Origin of the sequence: Tabrizicola sp. (assembly GCF_016792905.1) — a bacterium.
In the GTDB taxonomy this organism is placed as follows: domain Bacteria; phylum Pseudomonadota; class Alphaproteobacteria; order Rhodobacterales; family Rhodobacteraceae; genus Tabrizicola.
Genome location: NZ_JAEULP010000032.1, coordinates 12,418 through 31,974, shown reverse-complemented (window position 1 = coordinate 31,974; position 19,557 = coordinate 12,418). Strand labels below are relative to the sequence as shown.

18 protein-coding genes and 1 pseudogene are annotated in these 19,557 nt (G+C 64.4%); 9 read left to right on the top strand and 10 right to left on the bottom strand.

What is annotated here, in order from left to right; translation table 11 throughout:
- Window positions 1-52 precede the first annotated feature (52 nt).
- Window positions 53-1,240 carry an ABC transporter substrate-binding protein gene (locus tag JNL31_RS06780; RefSeq protein ID WP_294971422.1) on the bottom strand — a complete coding sequence of 396 codons (1,188 nt, stop codon included), beginning with the start codon at window positions 1,238-1,240 and terminating at the stop codon, window positions 53-55.
- A gap of 176 nt (window positions 1,241-1,416) precedes the next feature.
- Between JNL31_RS06780 and JNL31_RS06775 the strand changes: the two genes are divergently transcribed.
- Window positions 1,417-2,127: a GntR family transcriptional regulator gene (locus JNL31_RS06775; protein ID WP_294971420.1), complete on the top strand. Its 711-nt coding sequence runs from the start codon at window positions 1,417-1,419 to the stop codon at window positions 2,125-2,127.
- A 1,560-nt stretch (window positions 2,128-3,687) separates the two neighbouring features.
- Here JNL31_RS06775 and JNL31_RS06770 read toward each other — a convergent pair.
- Entirely contained in the window at window positions 3,688-4,608 is a 921-nt protein-coding gene (locus JNL31_RS06770) for a fatty acid desaturase (protein ID WP_294971418.1), read from the bottom strand.
- A gap of 193 nt (window positions 4,609-4,801) precedes the next feature.
- On the opposite strand from JNL31_RS06770, the gene JNL31_RS06765 reads away from it, so the two are divergent.
- Both JNL31_RS06765 and JNL31_RS06760 read left to right on the top strand, forming a co-directional pair.
- Entirely contained in the window at window positions 4,802-5,722 is a 921-nt protein-coding gene (locus JNL31_RS06765) for a LysR family transcriptional regulator ArgP (protein ID WP_294971417.1), read from the top strand.
- Between the two features lie 236 nt (window positions 5,723-5,958).
- Window positions 5,959-6,240, top strand: coding sequence for a hypothetical protein (locus tag JNL31_RS06760; RefSeq protein WP_294971414.1), 282 nt, complete (start codon window positions 5,959-5,961; stop codon window positions 6,238-6,240).
- Between the two features lie 46 nt (window positions 6,241-6,286).
- Here JNL31_RS06760 and JNL31_RS06755 read toward each other — a convergent pair.
- Together JNL31_RS06755 and katG are read right to left on the bottom strand one after the other, a co-directional pair.
- Window positions 6,287-6,533, bottom strand: a pseudogene (locus JNL31_RS06755) (transposase); the annotation flags it as partial.
- A gap of 49 nt (window positions 6,534-6,582) precedes the next feature.
- Window positions 6,583-8,751 (bottom strand): catalase/peroxidase HPI, encoded by a 2,169-nt coding sequence (katG, locus tag JNL31_RS06750; protein ID WP_294971411.1) that lies wholly within the window; start codon window positions 8,749-8,751, stop codon window positions 6,583-6,585.
- Between the two features lie 163 nt (window positions 8,752-8,914).
- Here katG and JNL31_RS06745 point away from each other — a divergent pair, with 163 nt between their 5' ends.
- A complete protein-coding gene (locus JNL31_RS06745; RefSeq protein WP_294971409.1) occupies window positions 8,915-9,808 on the top strand; it encodes a hydrogen peroxide-inducible genes activator in 894 nt (297 codons plus the stop codon).
- A 9-nt stretch (window positions 9,809-9,817) separates the two neighbouring features.
- On the opposite strand, the gene JNL31_RS06740 is transcribed toward JNL31_RS06745, so the two are convergent.
- Window positions 9,818-10,885 (bottom strand): dipeptidase, encoded by a 1,068-nt coding sequence (locus JNL31_RS06740; RefSeq protein WP_294971406.1) that lies wholly within the window; start codon window positions 10,883-10,885, stop codon window positions 9,818-9,820.
- A 128-nt stretch (window positions 10,886-11,013) separates the two neighbouring features.
- On the opposite strand from JNL31_RS06740, the gene JNL31_RS06735 reads away from it, so the two are divergent.
- The 5 genes from JNL31_RS06735 (at window position 11,014) to JNL31_RS06715 (ending at window position 15,203) form a co-directional block, all read left to right on the top strand.
- Complete coding sequence (locus tag JNL31_RS06735) at window positions 11,014-11,379, top strand: hypothetical protein (RefSeq protein WP_294971404.1); 366 nt, start codon at window positions 11,014-11,016, stop codon at window positions 11,377-11,379.
- A 93-nt stretch (window positions 11,380-11,472) separates the two neighbouring features.
- On the top strand, window positions 11,473-12,840 hold the full coding sequence (locus JNL31_RS06730; RefSeq protein ID WP_294971402.1) for a PepSY domain-containing protein: 1,368 nt from the start codon (window positions 11,473-11,475) through the stop codon (window positions 12,838-12,840).
- Window positions 12,841-12,872: 32 nt separating this feature from the next.
- Complete coding sequence (locus tag JNL31_RS06725; RefSeq protein WP_294971398.1) at window positions 12,873-13,373, top strand: copper chaperone PCu(A)C; 501 nt, start codon at window positions 12,873-12,875, stop codon at window positions 13,371-13,373.
- A gap of 61 nt (window positions 13,374-13,434) precedes the next feature.
- Window positions 13,435-13,935 (top strand): TrmO family methyltransferase, encoded by a 501-nt coding sequence (locus JNL31_RS06720; RefSeq protein ID WP_294971395.1) that lies wholly within the window; start codon window positions 13,435-13,437, stop codon window positions 13,933-13,935.
- A gap of 59 nt (window positions 13,936-13,994) precedes the next feature.
- Window positions 13,995-15,203, top strand: a complete 1,209-nt coding sequence (locus JNL31_RS06715) for an FAD-binding oxidoreductase (protein WP_294971392.1) — start codon at window positions 13,995-13,997, stop codon at window positions 15,201-15,203.
- A gap of 6 nt (window positions 15,204-15,209) precedes the next feature.
- Here JNL31_RS06715 and JNL31_RS06710 read toward each other — a convergent pair whose 3' ends face one another.
- The 5 genes from JNL31_RS06710 to JNL31_RS06690 all read right to left on the bottom strand — a co-directional run bounded on the left by JNL31_RS06710 (window position 15,210) and on the right by JNL31_RS06690 (window position 19,474).
- Window positions 15,210-15,365, bottom strand: a complete 156-nt coding sequence (locus JNL31_RS06710; RefSeq protein ID WP_294971390.1) for a hypothetical protein — start codon at window positions 15,363-15,365, stop codon at window positions 15,210-15,212.
- A 379-nt stretch (window positions 15,366-15,744) separates the two neighbouring features.
- Window positions 15,745-17,463, bottom strand: a complete 1,719-nt coding sequence (gene metG, locus JNL31_RS06705) for a methionine--tRNA ligase (RefSeq protein ID WP_294971387.1) — start codon at window positions 17,461-17,463, stop codon at window positions 15,745-15,747.
- Between the two features lie 61 nt (window positions 17,464-17,524).
- A complete protein-coding gene (locus tag JNL31_RS06700; protein ID WP_294971385.1) occupies window positions 17,525-18,067 on the bottom strand; it encodes a cytochrome b in 543 nt (180 codons plus the stop codon).
- A 3-nt stretch (window positions 18,068-18,070) separates the two neighbouring features.
- Window positions 18,071-18,637 carry a YceI family protein gene (locus tag JNL31_RS06695; protein WP_294971383.1) on the bottom strand — a complete coding sequence of 189 codons (567 nt, stop codon included), beginning with the start codon at window positions 18,635-18,637 and terminating at the stop codon, window positions 18,071-18,073.
- A gap of 81 nt (window positions 18,638-18,718) precedes the next feature.
- Window positions 18,719-19,474 carry an SDR family oxidoreductase gene (locus tag JNL31_RS06690; RefSeq protein ID WP_294971381.1) on the bottom strand — a complete coding sequence of 252 codons (756 nt, stop codon included), beginning with the start codon at window positions 19,472-19,474 and terminating at the stop codon, window positions 18,719-18,721.
- Between the last annotated feature and the right edge of the window lie 83 nt (window positions 19,475-19,557).

The window sequence follows — 19,557 nt, the reverse complement described above, 5'->3', positions numbered from 1 at the left end:
GGTCCGGGAGCGTGCCCCGGGCCCTCGCAAGACTCTGAACCGTCGTCGGGTCTTAGTCGACCTGCGCGACGAACAGCGTCTCGAACTTGCCATCCTTGAACTCGTTCACCACCAGCGGCACCGAGACCTGGCGCTTCTGGCCGAACGAGGTGGTGCCGACATAGCTCAGCTTGGCATCGCCCACCATGAACGGGTTCGGCGCGCTGAACGTGTCCATCGTCTTCTTGAACTCTTCGACGTTGTCGATGGCTGCCGGGTTCGCCTTCAGCGTCTCGATGATGTATTCCAGCGCATAGACCTTGGTGTTCGACTCGTCGTTGTATTCGCCGAACATGTCGGTGTAGCGCTTCACGAATTCCTTCATCGCATCGCTGGCCAGCTCGGGCGTCGACGCCCCGCCGACCGAGATGAAGCCGTTCGCCAGCTCGCCCGCGCCTTCGGCCAGCACCGCGGCATCCTGCGCGGTTTCGGTGGAGATCAGGCCGGTATAGCCCAGTTCCCGCGCCGACCGGATCAGTTGCGGCGCGTTGGCGGGCGAGACGCCCGACAAGACCAGAAGGTCCGGCGCGGTCTGGATCACCGGCAACAGGACCGGGGTGAAGTCGGTCGTGTCCATCTGGTAGGTCACGGTGTCCGACACCACCTCCAGCCCCAGCGCCTTGGCGGCGGCAGAGCCGGAATCGCGCTGCGACAGCGGGTCGGATTCGTTGCCGGCGATGAAAGCAACCTTCTTCACGCCCTTGTTTTCCATCAGGTATTTGTAGATCGCCGGGCCCGACTGGTAGTTCGCCACCATCCCCAGGATCGCGTTGGAGGCGGGTGCGGTGTACAGCTCTTTCGGGAAGGCATAGGGGAAATACATGATCCCGTTCTGCTCGGCCACCGGGCGGACGGCCGCAGCGCCGTCATCGACGTTCGGGCCGACGACATAGTGGATGCCGTCCTGCGCCATCTTCTCCATGCCCGCGATGGCGCGCTTGGGGTCCTTCTGGTCGTCGAAGGGGACGATCTCGATGTCATAGGTGACATCACCGATCTTGACCCCGCCCAACTCGTTCAGCCAGGCCGCCCGGGTTTCCATCGAGCGCTGGTTGGAAATCCCCCAGGCCGCTGCCGGGCCCGAGGTGACGCCGACGAAGCCGATCTTCAACTTGGCATTCTCGGCCCAGGCCGAGGTGGTTGCCGCTACGGCAAGTACAAGAGACAAGCCGGTCGTTGCGAGGAAATTGCGTCTCTTCATTCTGGTGACTCCCTGTTGTTGGTCTGCGGAATGCGAGTCCGTGACAGGTCGATTGACGAACGTGCTGACAAAATTGTCAACAAAAAAGTTATGCATGGTTCACGATGTGCCCCTTGAAGGCGCCGCTTGTTCCCCTGTAGCGTAGAAAGCGGTCACTTTTGGAACGGGCATCTGGCATGGGCACCCTCGGCACTGTCGCCGAACAGGACGCGCGCGACGACGAACTTGGCGAGGAAGAGATCGTCGAGCGAATTTTCGAGGCGATCATCGACCAGCGCCTGCCACCCGGCACCAAACTGTCCGAGGCTGCGCTCTGCGAGGCGTTCGGGGTCGGTCGCATGCGGATCCGGCAAAGCCTGCTCCTGCTTGCCAGCCGCGAGGTGGTGGAACTTCTTCCGAACCGGGGCGCCTATGTCGCCTCGCCCTCGGCCGAGCAGGCGCGCGAAGTATTCGAGGCCCGCCTGATGATCGAGCCGAACGTGGCGCGGCTGGCGGCGGAGCGCGCAACGGACGAGAGCCTGAGGATGCTGGACCGGCATCTCCGGCTGGAGCACGAGGCCCACCACGGCAACAAGCGCCGCGATGCGATCCGGTTGTCGGGCCAATTTCATGTCCTGCTGGCCGAGATTGCCGACAATGCCGTCACGCTGCGCATGGTGAAGGAACTGGTCACGCGCACTTCGCTGATCATCGGCATCTTCGGCAGCCCTGGCGTGTCGAACTGCCGGGACGAGGATCACGACGAGATCTTCGAGGCGTTCCGCACCCGCGACCCGGAGGCGGCAGCGCGGCTGATGTCGGCTCATCTGCGTCGGATCCAGGAGAATCTGGAGCTGAGCGGGCCGGCCGAAGGCGCGAGCGATCTGGTAGCGATCTTCCGGAAATAGGGTGGCGGGGGACGTGCGGTCCCGTTATGCCTTGACGAAGCCGAGGCGGCTAACGCGGTTGGTGGATGATGCGGGCCGAGGCCTTCCAGGCCAAAGCCCTGATCTTCACTGCCATCTTTGAACGAGCAACCTTGAACAATGCATCTCGGTTTCGAGATGCCTTACGCGTTGGTATCGTCCAGACCTGCCCTCGAACCGATGGCGAGCCGGTCATCACCATCGTTGAAAGGTGATCCGGCCAAGGAGCTTGGGGGCGGGCAGGGACTTGTTGCAGGTGACTGCCCGCGGTGCGCTGCAGGACCTCCGGTATCCGGCGTTCTTGCGGGGTGGCATGACTGCGACAGCACGACGGCCGACGATGACGCCGTGGCGTCCCAGACAGCACGTTCATGCTCGCGCCGACCTGGGCGGACGCCGCGCCGCATTTGCCTTGTCGGCCACTCGTGCCGATCGACGGGGCCTCCCGCGTTATGGAAGAATTGAATCAGATCGCCGGCGAACCCCCGCGCTGGAGCACGTCACTGCGTCTGTGCCAGGTCGGGGACTTGCAGATCGGGGGTGTTGGCGTGCTCACGCCGCGCAGCCGAACCCGGATTTACGCGATACGGCCCCGGACCCCATCGGTGCAACAGAGCCATGAGCCTGCCGATCAATCGATCTCGCGGGCTAGTTTACCAGCCTCAGTCGAACCGGCCGGGCCTCCGCAACCGCGACTTTCCGTCTCAGATCATGAACGCGCATTTCGTGCTCCCGGAATGCGACCTCTGAACTCAACCCGGCACGAACAGAGGCGATGGATCGCAGGAAGTCCTCGTAGATCTGGGTCTTCAGCATGTCGATTTCTTGGAGCGATGTTTGCATCTTGGACAAACCTTTGGAGCGGGAGCCCCAGTCATTTGTCTTCAAAGATGGCGAAATCGGGGCGTTGAAATCCTGTCAAAGACCGCAAGATTGGTTCCAAACCCGCCGAGGATACCCAATCCTCTGTCCTGTCGGCGCCACGCTGGCGCATTGCGGGCAAGCCTCAGATCCTGACTCCGGCCTCCAGAAGGGCATTTGGCCGTGACCAGACGCCGACCGGCCGTTCGCAGGAATTTGCCACGAACGACCGTCAGGCAAGACCAGGTCGTCTCAAAGGACGCATGACAACCCTTGGATTGTAAACGATTTTCCAATTTTCGTGAGGCGACGCTGTAATTCGTCGCTCCGGCACGCAAAGCCGGAATTCTGAGCCGCGGAAGGGGAATAACGCGGCCAGAACCCGCTTGGCGAACATACACTAACTACATAGCACCTACTTCTCATATGACCAAAGTTATGCAACTAATGCACGATTAGCAACACTTATATTACTCGCCTAGCGAAACGGTTTGTTCGCGTCTTGGCACAAGTGACAATTCCTGCATCCACCCAATACGGGCGCGTCGGCCGTGTATTGTTTCCGATTCGGCGCGGGCCTACCTGGAGGGTGCAGGCGCTGAGCCTGCTTTTTCCCTGCCTCTGGTGCGAGTCGCGCCACCGGCCCGGGCAATCCGGTGCCACGTTGCGATCGGCCAGGAGCTACGAGGACGCATCCAGTGCCCGTTCAACGGTCTGGCGATCGTTTGCGCGCACGGCAGAGGGCACTCGCCGGTAGCTCGGATCCCTGCTCAGTTCCTGATGCGCAGTGTGCAGATGTCTGGCCGGGATCTGCGGGAAGAGATGATGAACCAGGTGATAGGAGTCGTTGCGCGGAAAGAAGAGCAGGCGCACGATCGCCGGTGCCAACACATTGCGCGAGGCCTCAAGCTCGTCTTCCGCGCCGACCAGCCCGGCATGGTCCAGGCAGTCGGTCCAGAAGTTGAGCGTCGGATAGACGTAGAACCACGGCAGGATGACGAAGATCAGCGCGGCCAGCGGTGCGAAAAACAGATAGACGGCCATCAAGGCGAGGAGCAAGAGCCGCATGCCCAGGAAAAGCCGGCCATCCTCGGCCGAGAGGTTGATGCTGGTGTAGAGCGGCAGATGTCGCCCGGTCAGCGGGACGATGAGATGGCGCACGACCGTCCGCGGGCTGATCGGATCATGCAGCCCGAACTTCTCGATCAGGCCGAATTCCGCATCGTTCTCGTAGTCGCCGTTATTCGCATGATGCGACAGATGGTCGTCGCGATATTTGCGGAAGGATTTCATCAGGATCGCGGTACAAAAGCGCCCGATCGTCACATTGTCACGCCGCTGTTCGGCGAAGGTCGCGTGGCTGCATTCATGGACAATGTTGTTGATGCCCCGCAGCCGGGTCCCGATGAAGGTGGCTGTGGCTGCCATGGCCGCCACCGTCCAGGCCGAAAGCGGAAGTGACAGCAGATGGCTGCCGAGCAGGATCGCCGCAAATATGAGACCGACATATGCAGAAACGATCGACCAGGCGACTATCCGGGAGTAGCGCTTCAGACCAAGGAACCGCCGGATATACGTTCTTCTCAAGACCTGACCAGACATGCGCCCCCCTGAATTTTGCCTCAACTCTAGCGAGATTGTTGAACAAACCAAATGGTTTCGCCCAATTGTTTATCGCTTCGCTACTGCACATGAGCGCAGCTAATGCAAAATCAGCGCTCGCCTTTGCGTTGCAGGGGCATGTGCGATATGCTGCATTGTGGCGCATAAGCGTTCCTTATGCTGAGAGGCGAGAATGCAACGCTTTGACTATGATTCACTGACGATCCTGGCGGCTGTGGTTCGCGAAGGAAGCTTCGAAGCGGCGGCAAAGTCGATGAAAGTGACCCAATCCGCGGTGAGCCAGCGAATCAAGCAATTGGAGGAAAAGGTCGGCGTGGTGCTGGTCGCGCGGGGCCGACCCTGCGTGCCGACGGAAGCCGGTCTGCAATTTTTCCGTCACGTCGAACAGGTGAGCCTCCTGCAGCAGGAATTGGCCGAGCGCATGCGCGCCCTTGTCGGAGGCGAGGAGACCGTTGCCGCCACGATCCGCATCGCGGTGAACAACGACAGCTTGGCAACCTGGTTTCCAAAGCTGATCAGGCTGGCAACGCAGGAGCTTGGCATCCGCTTTGACATCCTGCCGGACGATCAGGAACACACCGAATCCAGTCTCAGGTCAGGGGACGCACTGGCCGTCATAACGACGCTGGAGACCCCGGTTCAGGGCTGCAAGATCATCTCGCTGGGGTCGATGGACTATGTGGCAGTGGCCTCGCCCGAGCTGTTTCAGCATTATTTCGCAACCGGCGTTTCCCTTGAAACGCTGCGGAATTCCGTCTGCGTGGCCTTCAATCGCAAGGACACGATACAGGATCAGTGGATGGCCCTCTGCTTCGGGGCGACGGTTCCGCTTTCGACGCACTATGTCCCGTCCTATGAAGGGTATCTTTCCTGCTGCCTGAACGGCGCCGGATGGGGGCTCGTGCCCAGCATTGCGGGCAACCCCTACATCAGACGGGGTGAACTGGTGGAGTTGAGCCCTGGCAAGAAGGTCAGCGTCGCATTGCATTGGCAGGCCGGCATGCAGTCGAGCGAAATCCTAAGCCGGCTCGGCAACCTGGTGCTGGACGTCGCCCGCGAACATCTTGCCCCGGACCGCTTCCGCCCGGACTGACCTGCCTGGGTCGATCCCGGACAAGGGTGAGCGCTGCATCGCGTTCTCACCCCATCCCCGACGCATTGAGGCCACATTGATCCTCAAGATCGGACGTGACGGACCAAGTTGCCGACGTCGGGTGCATGGTATGCGAGGAGAGAACCTTGTTAACTTCCGCAAGGGCAAATCGGGATAGTGGCCCCCGCCTGCGCCGTGTCGACCCGGCGCCTCCGCGTTTGGCCTTGCGCACCGCGATGGATGAAAATGGCGGCCAGGAGGTCGTGCCCCTCGGGATCGAGGTTCGGCAGCGACTGGTGCTGGGTGCCCTGATCGACGAATTCGGAGGCGAGGCATCAGTCACCGCGCTGACCCGCTTTCTGTCGCACCACTTTGGCTGGACGCCTCCCGCTCCGGGACCGGGGTTGATCGAGGTCCTTCGAGCCCTTCACCGACTTGGCGCAATAAGCCTGGAAGCCAACGGCCAAAGCGATTTCATCGTCCGGCTCCTGCCGGATGGTACAAGGCTTTGCGATTGATCCTACGGGGATAGCTTGCCGGACGTTCGACCGGGGTTGCGGTCCCGGAGGCCAGCCTTTCCATTCTCCGGGCGAAGACGCTCTTGTCGCTCGCTCGCTTCCGGCGGTTGCAATGCGTCTTCGGCGCGCCATACTCGCTAGGCGCATCGCACCACCGCAAGCCATAGCGATTGCTGAAGACTATCCCGCTCAGGACCCGCGTCATTGACGCGCGGTTTGCCATGGCCCTTCAGGATGAACGGTTGAAGCCGCGCCAACCGATTGAACGATCCCGACTTGGACTGACGCCCGATCTGCGGAGTTCGGAAGGGCCCGGAGTATTCCCCGGGCCCCCCTGTGATCTCAGGCGTGCAGGTCGAAGCGATCGGCTTCCATGACCTTGGTCCAGGCCGCGACGAAGTCCGTCACGAACTTCGCCCGGTTGTCATCCTGGGCATAGACCTCGGCATAGGCCCGCAGGATCGAGTTCGAGCCGAACACCAGGTCGGCACGGGTGGCCGTCCATTTCACCGCGCCGGTCTTGCGGTCGGTCAGCTCATACTCGTTCGCGCCTTTCGGCACCCACTTCAGGCCCATGTCGGTCAGCCCGGTGAAGAAGTCGGTGGTCAGCGCGCCGACGCGGTCCGTGAACTGCCCGTGCTTCGTACCGCCGTGGTTGGTGCCGATCATCCGCATGCCGCCGATGAGGACGGTCATCTCGGGTGCGGTCAGCCCCATCAGTTGCGCCCGGTCGAGCAGCATTTCCTCGGCCGAGACGACATAGTCCTTCTTCATCCAGTTGCGGAAGCCGTCGGCCAGGGGTTCCAGCACCGCGAAGCTGGCGGCGTCGGTCTGGGCGTCGCTCGCATCGCCGCGACCGGCATGGAACGGTACGATCACGTCAAAGCCCGCCGCTTTCGCGGCCTGTTCCACGCCCAGGTTCCCGGCCAGCACGATCACGTCGGCGACCGAGGCCCCGGCGGCCTTCGCGATGGGTTCCAGCACCGAGAGCACGCGCGCCAGACGGGCGGGCTCGTTGCCTTCCCAGTCCTTCTGCGGGGCGAGCCGAATCCGGGCACCGTTCGCACCGCCCCGCTTGTCCGAGCCGCGGAAGCTGCGGGCGGAATCCCAGGCGGTGGTGACCATGTCCGACACCGAAAGGCCCGATGCCGCGATCTTGGCCTTGACGGTGGCCACGTCCCAGGCGGTCGACCCCGCCGGAACCGGATCCTGCCAGATCAGGTCTTCCTGCGGCACCCAGGGGCCGAGGTAGCGTTCGATCGGACCCATGTCGCGGTGGGTCAGCTTGAACCAGGCGCGGGCGAAGACTTCCGAGAAATAGGCGTGGTCGTCGCGGAAACGCTCGGCGATCTTGCGGTAGGCCGGGTCGAACCGCATCGCCATGTCGGCGTCGGTCATCATCGGCATCCGGCGGATCGAGGGGTCTTCCACGTCGACCGGCATGTCCTCTTCGGCGATGCCGATCGGCTGCCACTGCCAGGCACCGGCGGGCGATTTCTGCAGCCACCAGTCATACTTGAACAGGAGGTCGAAGTAGCCGTTGTCCCATTTCGTCGGGTGCGTCGTCCAGGCGCCCTCGAGGCCCGAGGTCACGGTGTCACGGCCGACCGAACGGGTGGAGTTGATCATCCAGCCAAGCCCGCCTTCGGCCAGATCGGCGCCTTCCGGGTCCGGGCCGACCAGCGCGGCGTTGCCGTTGCCATGCGCCTTGCCGACAGTGTGGCCCCCGGCGGTCAGGGCAACCGTCTCTTCATCGTTCATCGCCATTCGGGCAAAGGTTTCGCGCACGTCGAGGGCGGTCCTCGTCGGGTCGGGCTTGCCGTCAACGCCTTGCGGGTTGACGTAGATCAGGCCCATGACCACGGCGGCGAGCGGGTTTTCCAGCGAGGCGCGGTCTTCCTTGGTCGGATAGCGAAGATCGGTGAGCCATTCCTTTTCCGATCCCCAGTAGGTGTCCTTTTCCGGCGCCCAGATGTCTTCGCGGCCAAAGCCGAAGCCAAAGGTTTTCAGGCCCATGGATTCGTAGGCCACGGTCCCGGCAAGGACCATCAGGTCGGCCCAGGACAGGCGGTTGCCGTATTTCTTCTTGATTGGCCAGAGAAGGCGCCGCGCCTTGTCGAGGTTGGCGTTGTCGGGCCACGAATTCAGCGGCGCGAACCGCTGGTTGCCGCTTCCGGCCCCGCCACGGCCATCGGCCATGCGGTAGGTCCCGGCGGCATGCCAGGACATGCGGATGAAGAGCCCGCCGTAGTGGCCCCAGTCGGCAGGCCACCAGTCCTGGCTGTCGGTCATGAGCGCCGTCAGGTCGCGCTTCAGTGCCTCGAAGTCGAGCTTCTTGACTTCTTCCGCGTAGTTGAACCCGGTCAGCGGGTTCTCCTTGCTGTCATGCTGGTGCAGGATGTCGAGGTTCAGCGACTTCGGCCACCAGTCCATCACGGTGGTCCCCGTTTCGGTGATCGCCCCGTGCATCACCGGGCATTTGCCGGTGCGTCCCGTGTCATTGCCATCCATCTTGCTCTCCTCGTCTGGCTGAATGCGGCGGCGAAAACGCGGCACCCGCCATGTCCGTGCGGACCTGGTGGGCGACTCGTGCGTCTTCCTTGTGGATCATGGCTAGCACCCTGCGACGATAATCGGAATTTTCATTTTCCAATCGTCGCGATATGAAAAACATATGGCACAGATCACCATGAAGCACCTGCGATATTTCGACGCGCTGTCCCGGCACCGCCATTTCGGGCGGGCCGCCGAGGCTTCGTCGATCTCGCAGCCGGCGCTGTCCTTGCAGATCAAGGAGCTGGAGGAGCTTCTGGGGGCGGCCCTGGTCGAGAGGGGGGCGCGGCAGATCAGCCTGACGGGCCTGGGCGAGGAATTCGCGTTGCGCGCGCGCGATGTCCTGCGGGCGGTCGACGAACTGGGCGCCCTTGCCCGGGCGTCGGCCGGGCCGTTGTCTGGCCGGTTGCGGCTGGGGGTGATTCCGACGGTTGCTCCGTACCTTCTGCCTCGGCTGATGCGGGCAGTTTCGGACCGCTATCCCGAGCTGGATCTGCGCCCGCGCGAGGCGGTGACGCCGAAGCTTATGCGCGACCTGGCCGAGGGGCGGCTTGACCTTGCGCTGGTGGCCCTGCCGATCTCGGAACCCTCGCTGATCGAGCATGTGCTGTTCGACGAGGAATTCCTGCTGGTCCGCAATGCACTGGATGCGCACCTGCCCATTCCACCGGTGACGGAGCTTCCGGCGATGCCGCTTCTGCTGCTGGAGGAAGGCCACTGTTTCCGCGACCAGGCCATCGCGGTCTGCAAGCTGCCCCCGAGCCCGATGGGCGAGGCGATGGAGGGCTCGTCGCTGGCGACTCTGGTTCAGATGGTGGGCGCGGGGATCGGGGTGACGCTGATCCCGGAGATGGCGGCCGAGGTCGAGGGCCGCTCGGCCCCGGTCGCGCTACACCGTCTGCCGGACCCAAGCCCACGCCGGACACTGGGTCTGGTCTGGCGGCGGAGCGACCCGCTGTCGGACCGCTATTCCGAACTGGCCGCGGGGCTGAATGAGGGGCTGGCGGCGAAGTGACCGACGGCGCTATGCGCCCCATGTGCGTTCAAGGAGCCGCAGCCAGTTGCCGTGGGAGATCTTCCTGATCAGCGGTTCGCCCAATCCCATGCCGCGCATCGCGGCGACAAGGACGGGCAGGCCCTCGGCCCCGCCGATGTCTTTCGGCGTTGTCGCGCCATCATAGTCCGAGCCGATCCCGACGCTGTCTTCGCCCGCCAGTGCCAGCATGTGTTCGATATGCCGCTTGACCGGGTCGAGCGTCATGTCGGCATTGTCGCGGCCATCGGGGCGCAGGAAACAGGTCGCGAAGTTGAGCCCCGCCATCCCGCCGCTTTCGCCGATGGCGCGCAACTGCCAGTCGGTCAGGTTGCGGCTGGAATGCGTGATTGCATGGGCGTTCGAATGAGTCGCCACCAGCGGCGCGTCGGTCAGCTTCGCCACGTCGAGGAACCCGGCCTCATTCAGGTGGCTGAGGTCGAGCATGATCTTCAGCCGGTTGCATTCGCGAACGAGATCGCGGCCAAGCGGAGTCAGGCCGGGCCCGGTGTCGGGCTGCGAGGGGAAGCGGAACGGCACCCCGTGGCCGAAGATCGTCGGGCGGCTCCAGACCGGCCCCAGCGAGCGCAGGCCCATGGCATGGAACAGATGCAGCGCGTCGAGGTTCGGCCCGATGGGCTCGGCGCCCTCGAAATGGATCACCCCGGCGACGACGCCCTCGCCCATGGCGGCGCGGATTTCGCCCGCCGTTCGGCACCAGCGGAACCGGCCCTCCGAGGCACGCTCCATCCACAGAAGATGTCCGAGCATTTCCACGGCAACCGGCTGGGCCGCGGCGTGGTCGATCAGGTCCGGCAGGGGCAGGTCATAGGGCGGATTGTCCATCGCGGCATGGAGCAGGTCCATGCCTTCCACCTCTGGCGAGGGAATGTAGACCGCGAAGAAGCCGCCCGCGAAGCCGTGGGCCAGCATCCGGGGCAGGTCCAGGTGGCCCGCGCCTTCGCCCTGCAACCAGAGCCTGTCGCGCGCTTCGCCCGCGGCGGCGATCTTCAGGACGATGTCGTTGTGGCCATCGAAGACGGTAACGGGATCAGACATGTCGGGGCTCCTTCCGCGTGGGCGCAGTCAATCCGGTTTGTTGGCGGCTCGCAAGCCGGGCGCATCTGCGACAGGACATCTGCGGTCAGGTGGTTGACGGCAGGGGCGACTTGCGCCATGCCGGGCGCATGCTGGTCAAGGCCATCCTCAGCCTGCACCGGGCAGCGCTGGTCGCCGCCCTTGCCGTCGCGCTGGTCGCGACGGGGTTCGGCCATCGTCTGCCGTCCGACCAGGAGGAAGCCCTTGCCTTCGCGCTGGCGAACGGGCTGACGGCACAGGACTTCTGCGGCGACATGCCGGGCGACGCCGCGAAGACGGGCCTGCATTGCCTGGCCTGCCAGATCACCGGCGGTTCCGACCTGCCGAGCGCAGTGCAACTGCAGATCGACCATGACCTGACCTTTGCCGCGACAAGCATTGTCCCGCGGGAAAGCCGGGCGCTGGCGCGGGTGCTTGACCCCGGCCGCCTGCCGCAGGGTCCGCCTACCGCCTGACGGCGGCGCCCATTCCCGTATCGACGCCGCCTTCCCGTGCCGCATGCAGGCGCTAGCGCCTTGTGTACTTCCACGCGAACCGAAGGCATCCCGATGTCCACCGAGACACAATCCCCGAACCATCTGTATTTCGCCGTCTGGCGCTGGCACTTCTATGCCGGGCTCTATGTCATCCCCTTCCTCATCATGCTCGCCACCACCGGGCTGATCATGCTGTGGATCGCCGTCCTTACCGGGATCGGCGACGAGAAGCTGACCATCCCGCGCGGCGACCATCTGTTGCCGGTCAGCGCGTTGACCGCCGCAGCCGAGGCCGCCGTGCCCGGATCGACGGCCACCCAGTATGTCGCCCCGCTGTCGCCCGACCATGCCGCTGCCGTCGCCGTGGCCGCCGGGGAGACCAGCACCGGCGTCACCCTGAACCCCTACACCGGAGAGGTGCTGAACCAGTTTCCCTGGCGGGCCGGGTGGTACGACTTCCTGACCGACATCCACGGCTCGCTCCTGATCGGCGATGTCGGCGACTGGATGATCGAGGCGGCCGCGAGCCTGGGGCTTCTGCTGACCATCACCGGCATCTACCTGCACTGGCCGCGCGAGGGCTGGGGCAAGGCGCTGACGGTGCAGACGGCGGCAAGGGGCCGGGCCTTCTGGAAATCGCTGCACGGGGCGCTTGGTCTCTGGGTCAGCCTGCTTATGGTGCTGTTCCTGATCTCGGGCCTGAGCTGGACCGGGCTTTGGGGAACCAAGTTCGTGCAGGCCTGGTCGACCTTTCCGGCGGAGAAATGGGACGCGGTGCCCCTGTCGGACGCGACCCATGCCAGCATGAACCACGGCGCCGCCAAGGAAGTGCCCTGGGGCCTGGAGCAGACGCCGATGCCGGAATCGGGCTCGCTGGCTGGAACCATGGCGATCCATGGGCCGGTGACGGTGGACAGCGTCGCGGCTTTCGCCGACGGGCTGGGCTTTGCCTGGCGCTACCAGCTGAACCTTCCCGCGAACGAGACGGGGGTCTTCACGATCAGCCATGACAGCATGTCGAACGACGGGCCTGACCCGACGGCCGACCGGACGATCCACATCGACCGCTATACCGGCAACGTTCTGGCCGATGTGCGTTATGCCGACTATTCGCCTTACGCCAGGCTGATGGCCTGGGGGGTCGCGTTCCACGAAGGCGACCTGGGCCTGTGGAACATCGCGCTGAACACCGGCTTCTGCCTATCGGTGATCCTGATGGCGGTTTCCGGCCTGGTGCTGTGGTGGAAGCGTCGTCCTGCGGGCGCGCGACTTGGGGCTCCACCCCGGCCCACCCAGATTCCCTATGCCAAGGGGGCTATCCTGGTGATGCTCGCCCTGTCGCTGGCCTTCCCGATGCTGGGCCTGACGCTGCTGGCCGTGATCGTGCTGGACCTTGTGGTCCTGACTACCCTGCCGCCCCTGAAGCGGCTGGTGAACTGATGTTTTCCCTTTCCTCAAACCGGAGTAGACCGATGAAACGCATCCTGACCTTCGCAGCTTCGCTGCTGCTGGCTGTTCCTGCCCTTGCCCATGAGGTGAAGGTCGGCGACCTGGAGATCATTCACCCCAATATCCCGCAGCCCGCCGCCTCGGCCAAGGCTGCCGGGGGATTCCTGGCGATCAGCAACGAAGGGACCGAGGCCGACCGGCTGATCGGGGTCGAGGCGGATTTCGCCGCCAAGGCGGAGACCCATGAAAGCAAGGTCGACGAGAATGGCGTCGGCACGATGGAGCATGTCGATGCCGTCGAGATCCCGCCCGGCCAGACGGTGAACCTGGAGCATGGCGGCTATCACATCATGTTCATGGGCCTGACCGGTCCGCTGACCGAAGGCGAGATGCGCAAGGTGACGCTGATCTTCGAGCATGCGGGCCGGGTGGAGGTTGAGTTCATGATCGACCCGCCGATGGGCGAGGACATGGGCGACATGGACCATTCCACGATGGACATGGGCGAAGGCTCGGGCGGCTGAGGCTTGCGCACGCGCCCGACCTGCCGCAGCATGGCGCCGAGGCAGGTCGGGGGCGGCTGGAATGAGCGAGGCATCGCCGGGAATAGCCGCGCGTCCGGGTGAGGTCGCGCTGAGCTTCGATCCAGCCCGGGTGGCGGACGACGCGCATCTGCGGTTCATCGGTCGACTTCGCAGCCCCTGGTCGCGGGGCAACTGCCCAAAGAACCTGCGCGAGGCGCGGGAGGCGGGGGGTGATTTTCGGGCGGAGATCGACCCGCCGTTCCGGCCCGGGCTGCAGGGGCTGGCGCCGGGTATGCCGTTGATGGTGCTGTATTGGACCGGGTTGGCGCGGCGCGATCTGATCCTGCAGAGCCCGGCGCATCGCGACGGACCGACAGGTGTCTTTGCCCTGCGCTCGCCCGCGCGGCCCAATCCTGTCGCCGTGGGGGTGGTGCGGCTTCTTGCACTGGATCAGACGGCGGGCATGTTGGAGTTTGATGCGCTCGACGCCTTCGACGGGACGCCGCTTCTGGACATCAAGCCCTGGTTGCCCTCGGTCGACGTTCCGCCTGCACAGGAGTGATTTACCCTTGCCGGAAGCTGGGATAGACCCTCCGGCGAGAGCTTGGAGCGCGGACAGACATGCAGGGATTTCAGACGGAACCGAAGCACGACAGCTATGATGTGGTGATCATCGGCGGCGCGATCATGGGGTCGTCGACGGCCTGGTGGCTGACGCAGATGGGCTTCACCGGCCGGGTACTGGTTGTCGAGCGCGACCCGTCTTACGAGCAGGCGGCGACCACGCTGAGCTTTTCCTGCATCCGCCAGCAGTTCTCGACCGAGCTGAATATCCGCATCTCGCAGTTCGGGGCCGGTTTCGTGCAGAACCTGCGGCAGCGGATGGGCGGCGATGACCGGGTGCCGGAGCTGAAGATCCAGAATTTCGGCTACCTGTATCTTGCCGACGATGAGGGGTTCGCCGATGTGCTGCGCGCCAACCAGAAAGTGCAGGTGGCGGCGGGGGCGGGGACACGGTTGCTGACACCCGACCAGATCGCGGCAGAGTTTCCGTTCATGACGGTAGACGACCTGGTGCTGGGCAGCCTGAACACGGTCGACGAGGGCTATTTCGACGGATCGACCGTCTTCGACTGGTTCCACCGCAAGGCCCGCGAGGCGGGCGTGGAGTATCTGGCGGACGAGGTGGTGGGGCTGGATGTGTCTGGTGGGAAAGTCACCGGGGTCCGGCTGAAATCAGGCCGGACGGTGGCTTGCGGGACGGTCGTGAACGCCTCTGGCACACGGGGGGCGAAGGTGGCGGCTATGGCGGGGATCGCGATCCCGATCGAGCCGCGCAAGCGCTTCAACTGGGTGATCCAGGCGGAAACGCCACTGGACCGGCCCTTGCCGCTGACCATTGATCCCTCGGGCGTTTTCGTGCGCGAGGTGGGCGGCGGGACCTACATGGCGGGGGGGCACGCCGATGTGGACCCGGCAGTGGCGTTCGACGACTTCGCCATGGACTACGGGCTGTGGATGGATAAGATCTGGCCCAATATCGCCACGCGCATCCCGTCTTTCGAGGCGGTCAAGGTGATCAGCGATTGGGCGGGGCAGTATGACTACAATTGTCTCGACCAGAACGCGATCACAGGGCCGCATCCTGAGATCGGCAACTTCCTGTTCCTGAACGGGTTTTCAGGCCATGGATTGCAGCAGTCGCCCGCGATGGGCCGAGCGACCGCCGAGTTGATCGTGCATGGCGGCTATCGCACGCTGGATATGACCGAGTTTCACTATGGACGCATCGCCGAGGGGCGCGCGCTGGTGGAAGGCGCGATCATCTGACGACGGTCAGTCGGTTTCAAGCAGCGCGGTCGGGGACTGGACAGAGATCAGGTCCTTGGGCGCAAAGACGAAAACCAGAACGCCAACGTACACGGCAAGGAACAGGGCTACGGCAGCATAGGTTCTGGCAGGGCGGGTACGCGACGGCAGAACATGTGTCATGTCGGGCTCTCCTGAGGTGGCAGCGACTCGGGTCCGATGCGGGGACACTACCACCATTGCGTGTGGTTCGGTTTCCGAAGTTTTGCGGATAGGCGGAATTTCTTCCTTCCGGGCGGTAGGTTTGGCAAATATCCGCCCGGTATTCTGCCGTTTCTGCGGCTGCAAACGAACCTTTTTCTGCGGCGCACAGGCGCGTGACAATCACGATTCGCTCGGTCGGGAAACTCGCGCGCAAGGCTTTGACAACGCTGGGTTAAACGGGGCGGCGTCGGAAGGGCGGGCTTTCAGGTGGCGTCTCCGGCCCGGCCCCGGGCAAGAGTGCGGGCCGGATCGGCGTACAGCGGGACGATGCAGTTGCAGAAAGTCGGCGGAACGTCGCCTAGCTTCTGACGCCCGAGAACCGGCTCTGCCAGTCGGTACGCTCTTCGTCGGTGATCTTGCGGAAAAGGTTTTCCGGGACCGAGAAGCCATGACCGGCGGGCAGGGTCCGCATCGCGGCGGAAATGTCGGCGGGCCAGGTCCAGTCGTCCGAGCCCATGGCCTGCATCATCGTCGCCGATGCATCCGGGATGAAGGGCGCGGACAGGATCGCGTAGACGCGGATCAGGTTCAGGGCGAGGCGGACGATGGCCTGGGCCTGTTCCGGGTCGGTCTTGACGACGGACCAGGGCGCGGCGGCTTGCAGGTATTCGTTGCCGATCACCCAGATCGCCCGCAGCTCTGACGCGGCCTTGCGGACCTCCATCTGCTGCATGAAAGCGGTGTAGTCGGCGATCCGCGCGCCGAGATCGGCGATAAGGGCGGTCTCCAGCGGGTCGAAGCTGCCCCCGGCGGGGACTTCGCTGCCGAATTTCGACACGGCGAACTTGGTCACGCGGGAGACGAGGTTTCCGAGAACGTCGGCGAGGTCCTTGTTCACCGAGGCCTGGAAATTCTCCCAGGTGAATTCGCTGTCGGCACTTTCCGGCGCGTGGGAAAGAAGCCACCAGCGCCAGTAGTCGGACGGCAGGATCGAGAGCGCCTGGTCCATGAAGACGCCGCGGCCTTGCGAGGTGGAGAACTGGCCGCCGTCATAGTTGAGGTAATTGAAGGACTTGAGGTAGTCGACCAGCTTCCACGGCTCACCCGAGCCAAGAATGGTGGCGGGGAAGGAGAGGGTGTGGAAGGGGACGTTGTCCTTGCCCATGAACTGATAATAGGTCACGTCCGAGGCGCCCTTGTCGGTGCGCCACCAGCGCTCCCAGTCCGCATCCGGCTTGCCGTTGGCGTCGGCCCATTCGGCGGTGCAGGCGATGTATTCGATGGGGGCGTCGAACCAGACGTAGAAGACCTTGCCCTCCATCCCCGGCCAGGGCTGGTCGCCCTTTTTGACCGGGATGCCCCAGTGAAGGTCGCGGGTGATGCCCCGGTCTTGCAGCCCGTCGCCGTCGTTCAGCCACTTCTTCGCGATCGAGGTGGTGAGGATCGGCCAGTCGGTCTTTGAATCGATCCAGGCCTCCAGCTTGTCGCGCAAGCTCCTCTGCTTGAGATACAGGTGCTTGGTCTCGCGCACTTCCAGGTTGGTCGAGCCGCTGATCGAGGACCGCGGGTTGATCAGGTCGGTCGGGTCAAGCTGCTTGGTACAGTTCTCGCACTGGTCGCCGCGCGCCGCCTCGTACCCGCAGTTCGGGCAGGTGCCAGTGATGTAGCGGTCGGGCAGGAAGCGGTTGTCGTCGATCGAGAACACCTGCTTTTCGCTGACCTCGGCGATCAGGCCGTGTTCGTCGAGCTTGCCCGCGAAATGCTGGGTGAGCTTGTGGTTGCGCTGGCTGGAGGAGCGGCCGAAATGGTCGAAGGACAGCCGGAACCCGGCGGCAAGGTCCTTCTGCACCTCGTGCATCTCGGCGCAGTAGACCTCGACCGGCTTCCCGGCCTTGGCGGCGGCAAGCTCGGCGGGGGTGCCATGCTCATCGGTGGCGCAGATGAACATCACCTCATGCCCCATCGCCCGGTTGAAACGGGCGAAAAGATCGGCGGGCAGCTGGGAGCCGACGAGGTTCCCGAGATGCTTGATCCCGTTGATGTAGGGAATGGCCGAGGTGATGAGGATGCGTGCCATGTCTGCGCCTTGCCTGAGTCCGGCGATTGCTTAGCCCAAGCGCGGGAAAAGGGCCAGCGGGCTACGACCTGCCGCGGATCATCCGGGTAAGCGTGCCGTCGCCTTCCCACTGCCGCTTCAGCGCGCCGAGGATGTGGAGGGCGATGAGGGCCATCAGGAGCTTGGTCAGGATGTCGTGCAAGCCGAACCAGAAGGCCTCGCTCTCCTCGGATGCTTCGACAATTGGGGGGACGGTCCAGCGGTCGGCGATCATCACGTCGATGCCGGTGGCGGAGCTTCCCGCCCAGCCGGTCAACGGTATGGCGACAAGGAGAAGATAGAGCGCCCAGTGCACGGCGCGGGCGGCCCAGAAAAGGGCGGTGCGGGGTCCGAGCGGCGGTGGCGGGGGGCTGGCGATGTGCCAGGCAATGCGGATCAGGATCAGGGCGAGGACGAGGAAGCCCAGGGTCTTGTGCAGCCCGTACAGCCAGAGGTTGGCAAGGCCGGGCTCGATGCTCTCGATCTTGAGGCCGAGGGCGAGCTGGCCGATGACGAGGACCATCATCGTCCAGTGGATGACGCGGGTGACGAGGCCGAATTCGGCGGGGCCGTTCCGCAAGGCCATGCGTCAGCCCTGCGCGTCGATGCGGGCGGTGATGATGATGCGAACCTCGTCCCCCACCATGTCGGACCAGCCGGTTGCCCCGAAGTCCGAGCGGTTGACATGGCCGGTGAGCTTGACCGTGAGGTGGTCGAGATCGCCCTTGGCGCTGCCCTGCGGGCGGAAGATCTGGGCGCGCAGGGTGACGGCCTTGGTCACGCCGCGAATGGTAAGGTTGCCGGTGACATCGGCGGCCGCGCCCGCACGCTTGACCGAGGTGCTTTCGAAGGTCATCCGGGGATGGTCGCGGGCATCGAGAACCTTCGGTCCCTTCAGCGCCTGGGCGGCAAAGGGGAAGCTGGCCTTGGCCCCGGTCACGTCCAGCGCGACCGCGACGGTGCAGTTCACCACATTGTCGAAGTCGAGGCTGAGATCGGCCTTCTCCAGCGGGATCGAGCCGGTGATCAGATCGGGGCCGAAATCGGTCTCGAACGCTACGGTCGAGGCCGTGGGATCAAGGGCGTAGTCGGTGGTTGCGGCCTGCGCGGGCAGGGTGAGAAGGATGGCTAGGACAAGGACGGCAAGACGGTGCATGGCGGCCTCCGGTGAGCTGTGGCGGGAGATGTAGCACCGGAGGCGAATTTGGCAAATTCATCGCGACGAGGGGGCATGGCCCTACTGCGCGGTGTAGCCGCCGTCGACCAGGTGATAGGAGCCGGTGATGAAGCTGGCCTGATCCGACAGAAGGAACAGGACCAGCGCGGCGACCTCTTCAGGGGTGCCAAGACGGCCCTGGGCGTGCTTTCCGGCGAGGAAGTCCTGCGTGGGCTGATCGAGGTGCTTGTCGATCAGCGGCGTATGGATGAAGCCGGGGCCGACCGAGTTGATGCGGATGCCTTTCTGGCCATATTCCAGCGCGGCCGACTTGGTCAGGCCGACGACGCCGTGCTTGGCCGCGACATAGGCCGGGCTCATGGCAAAGCCGACGCTGCCGAGGATCGAGGCGATGTTCACCACTGCCCCGCCGCCGCTGCGTTCAAGGGCGGGGAGGCCGAAGCGCAGGCCGTAGAAGACGGCGTTCAGGTTCACCTCGATGACCTGTTTCCAGCTGTCGACCGGGTAGTCTCCGGTCAGGGCCGAGGCGCCGCCGATGCCCGCGTTGTTGACGAGGAGATGCAGGCCGCCGCCCCAGCTTTCGGCCGTGGCGACCAGGCTTTCGATGACGGCCGGATCGGCGACGTTGCCCCCTGCGGCGCGGGCCTTGCCTCCGGCGGCTTCGATGTCCGCCACGACGCGGGCTGCGCCGGTGTCGTTCAGATCCTGCACCAGGACCTTCGCGCCCGAGGCGGCGAGGGCTTTGGCGACGGCCTCGCCGATGCCCGAGCCCGCGCCGGTCACGAGGGCGGTCTTGCCGGGGAAGGTGATCTCCATGGTGTTCTCCTTGCTTGGTTCTGGGGAAGGAAGGCGCGATCCGGGAAAAAGTTCCATGATCCGGGTCAAGTGGGGCGGGCAGG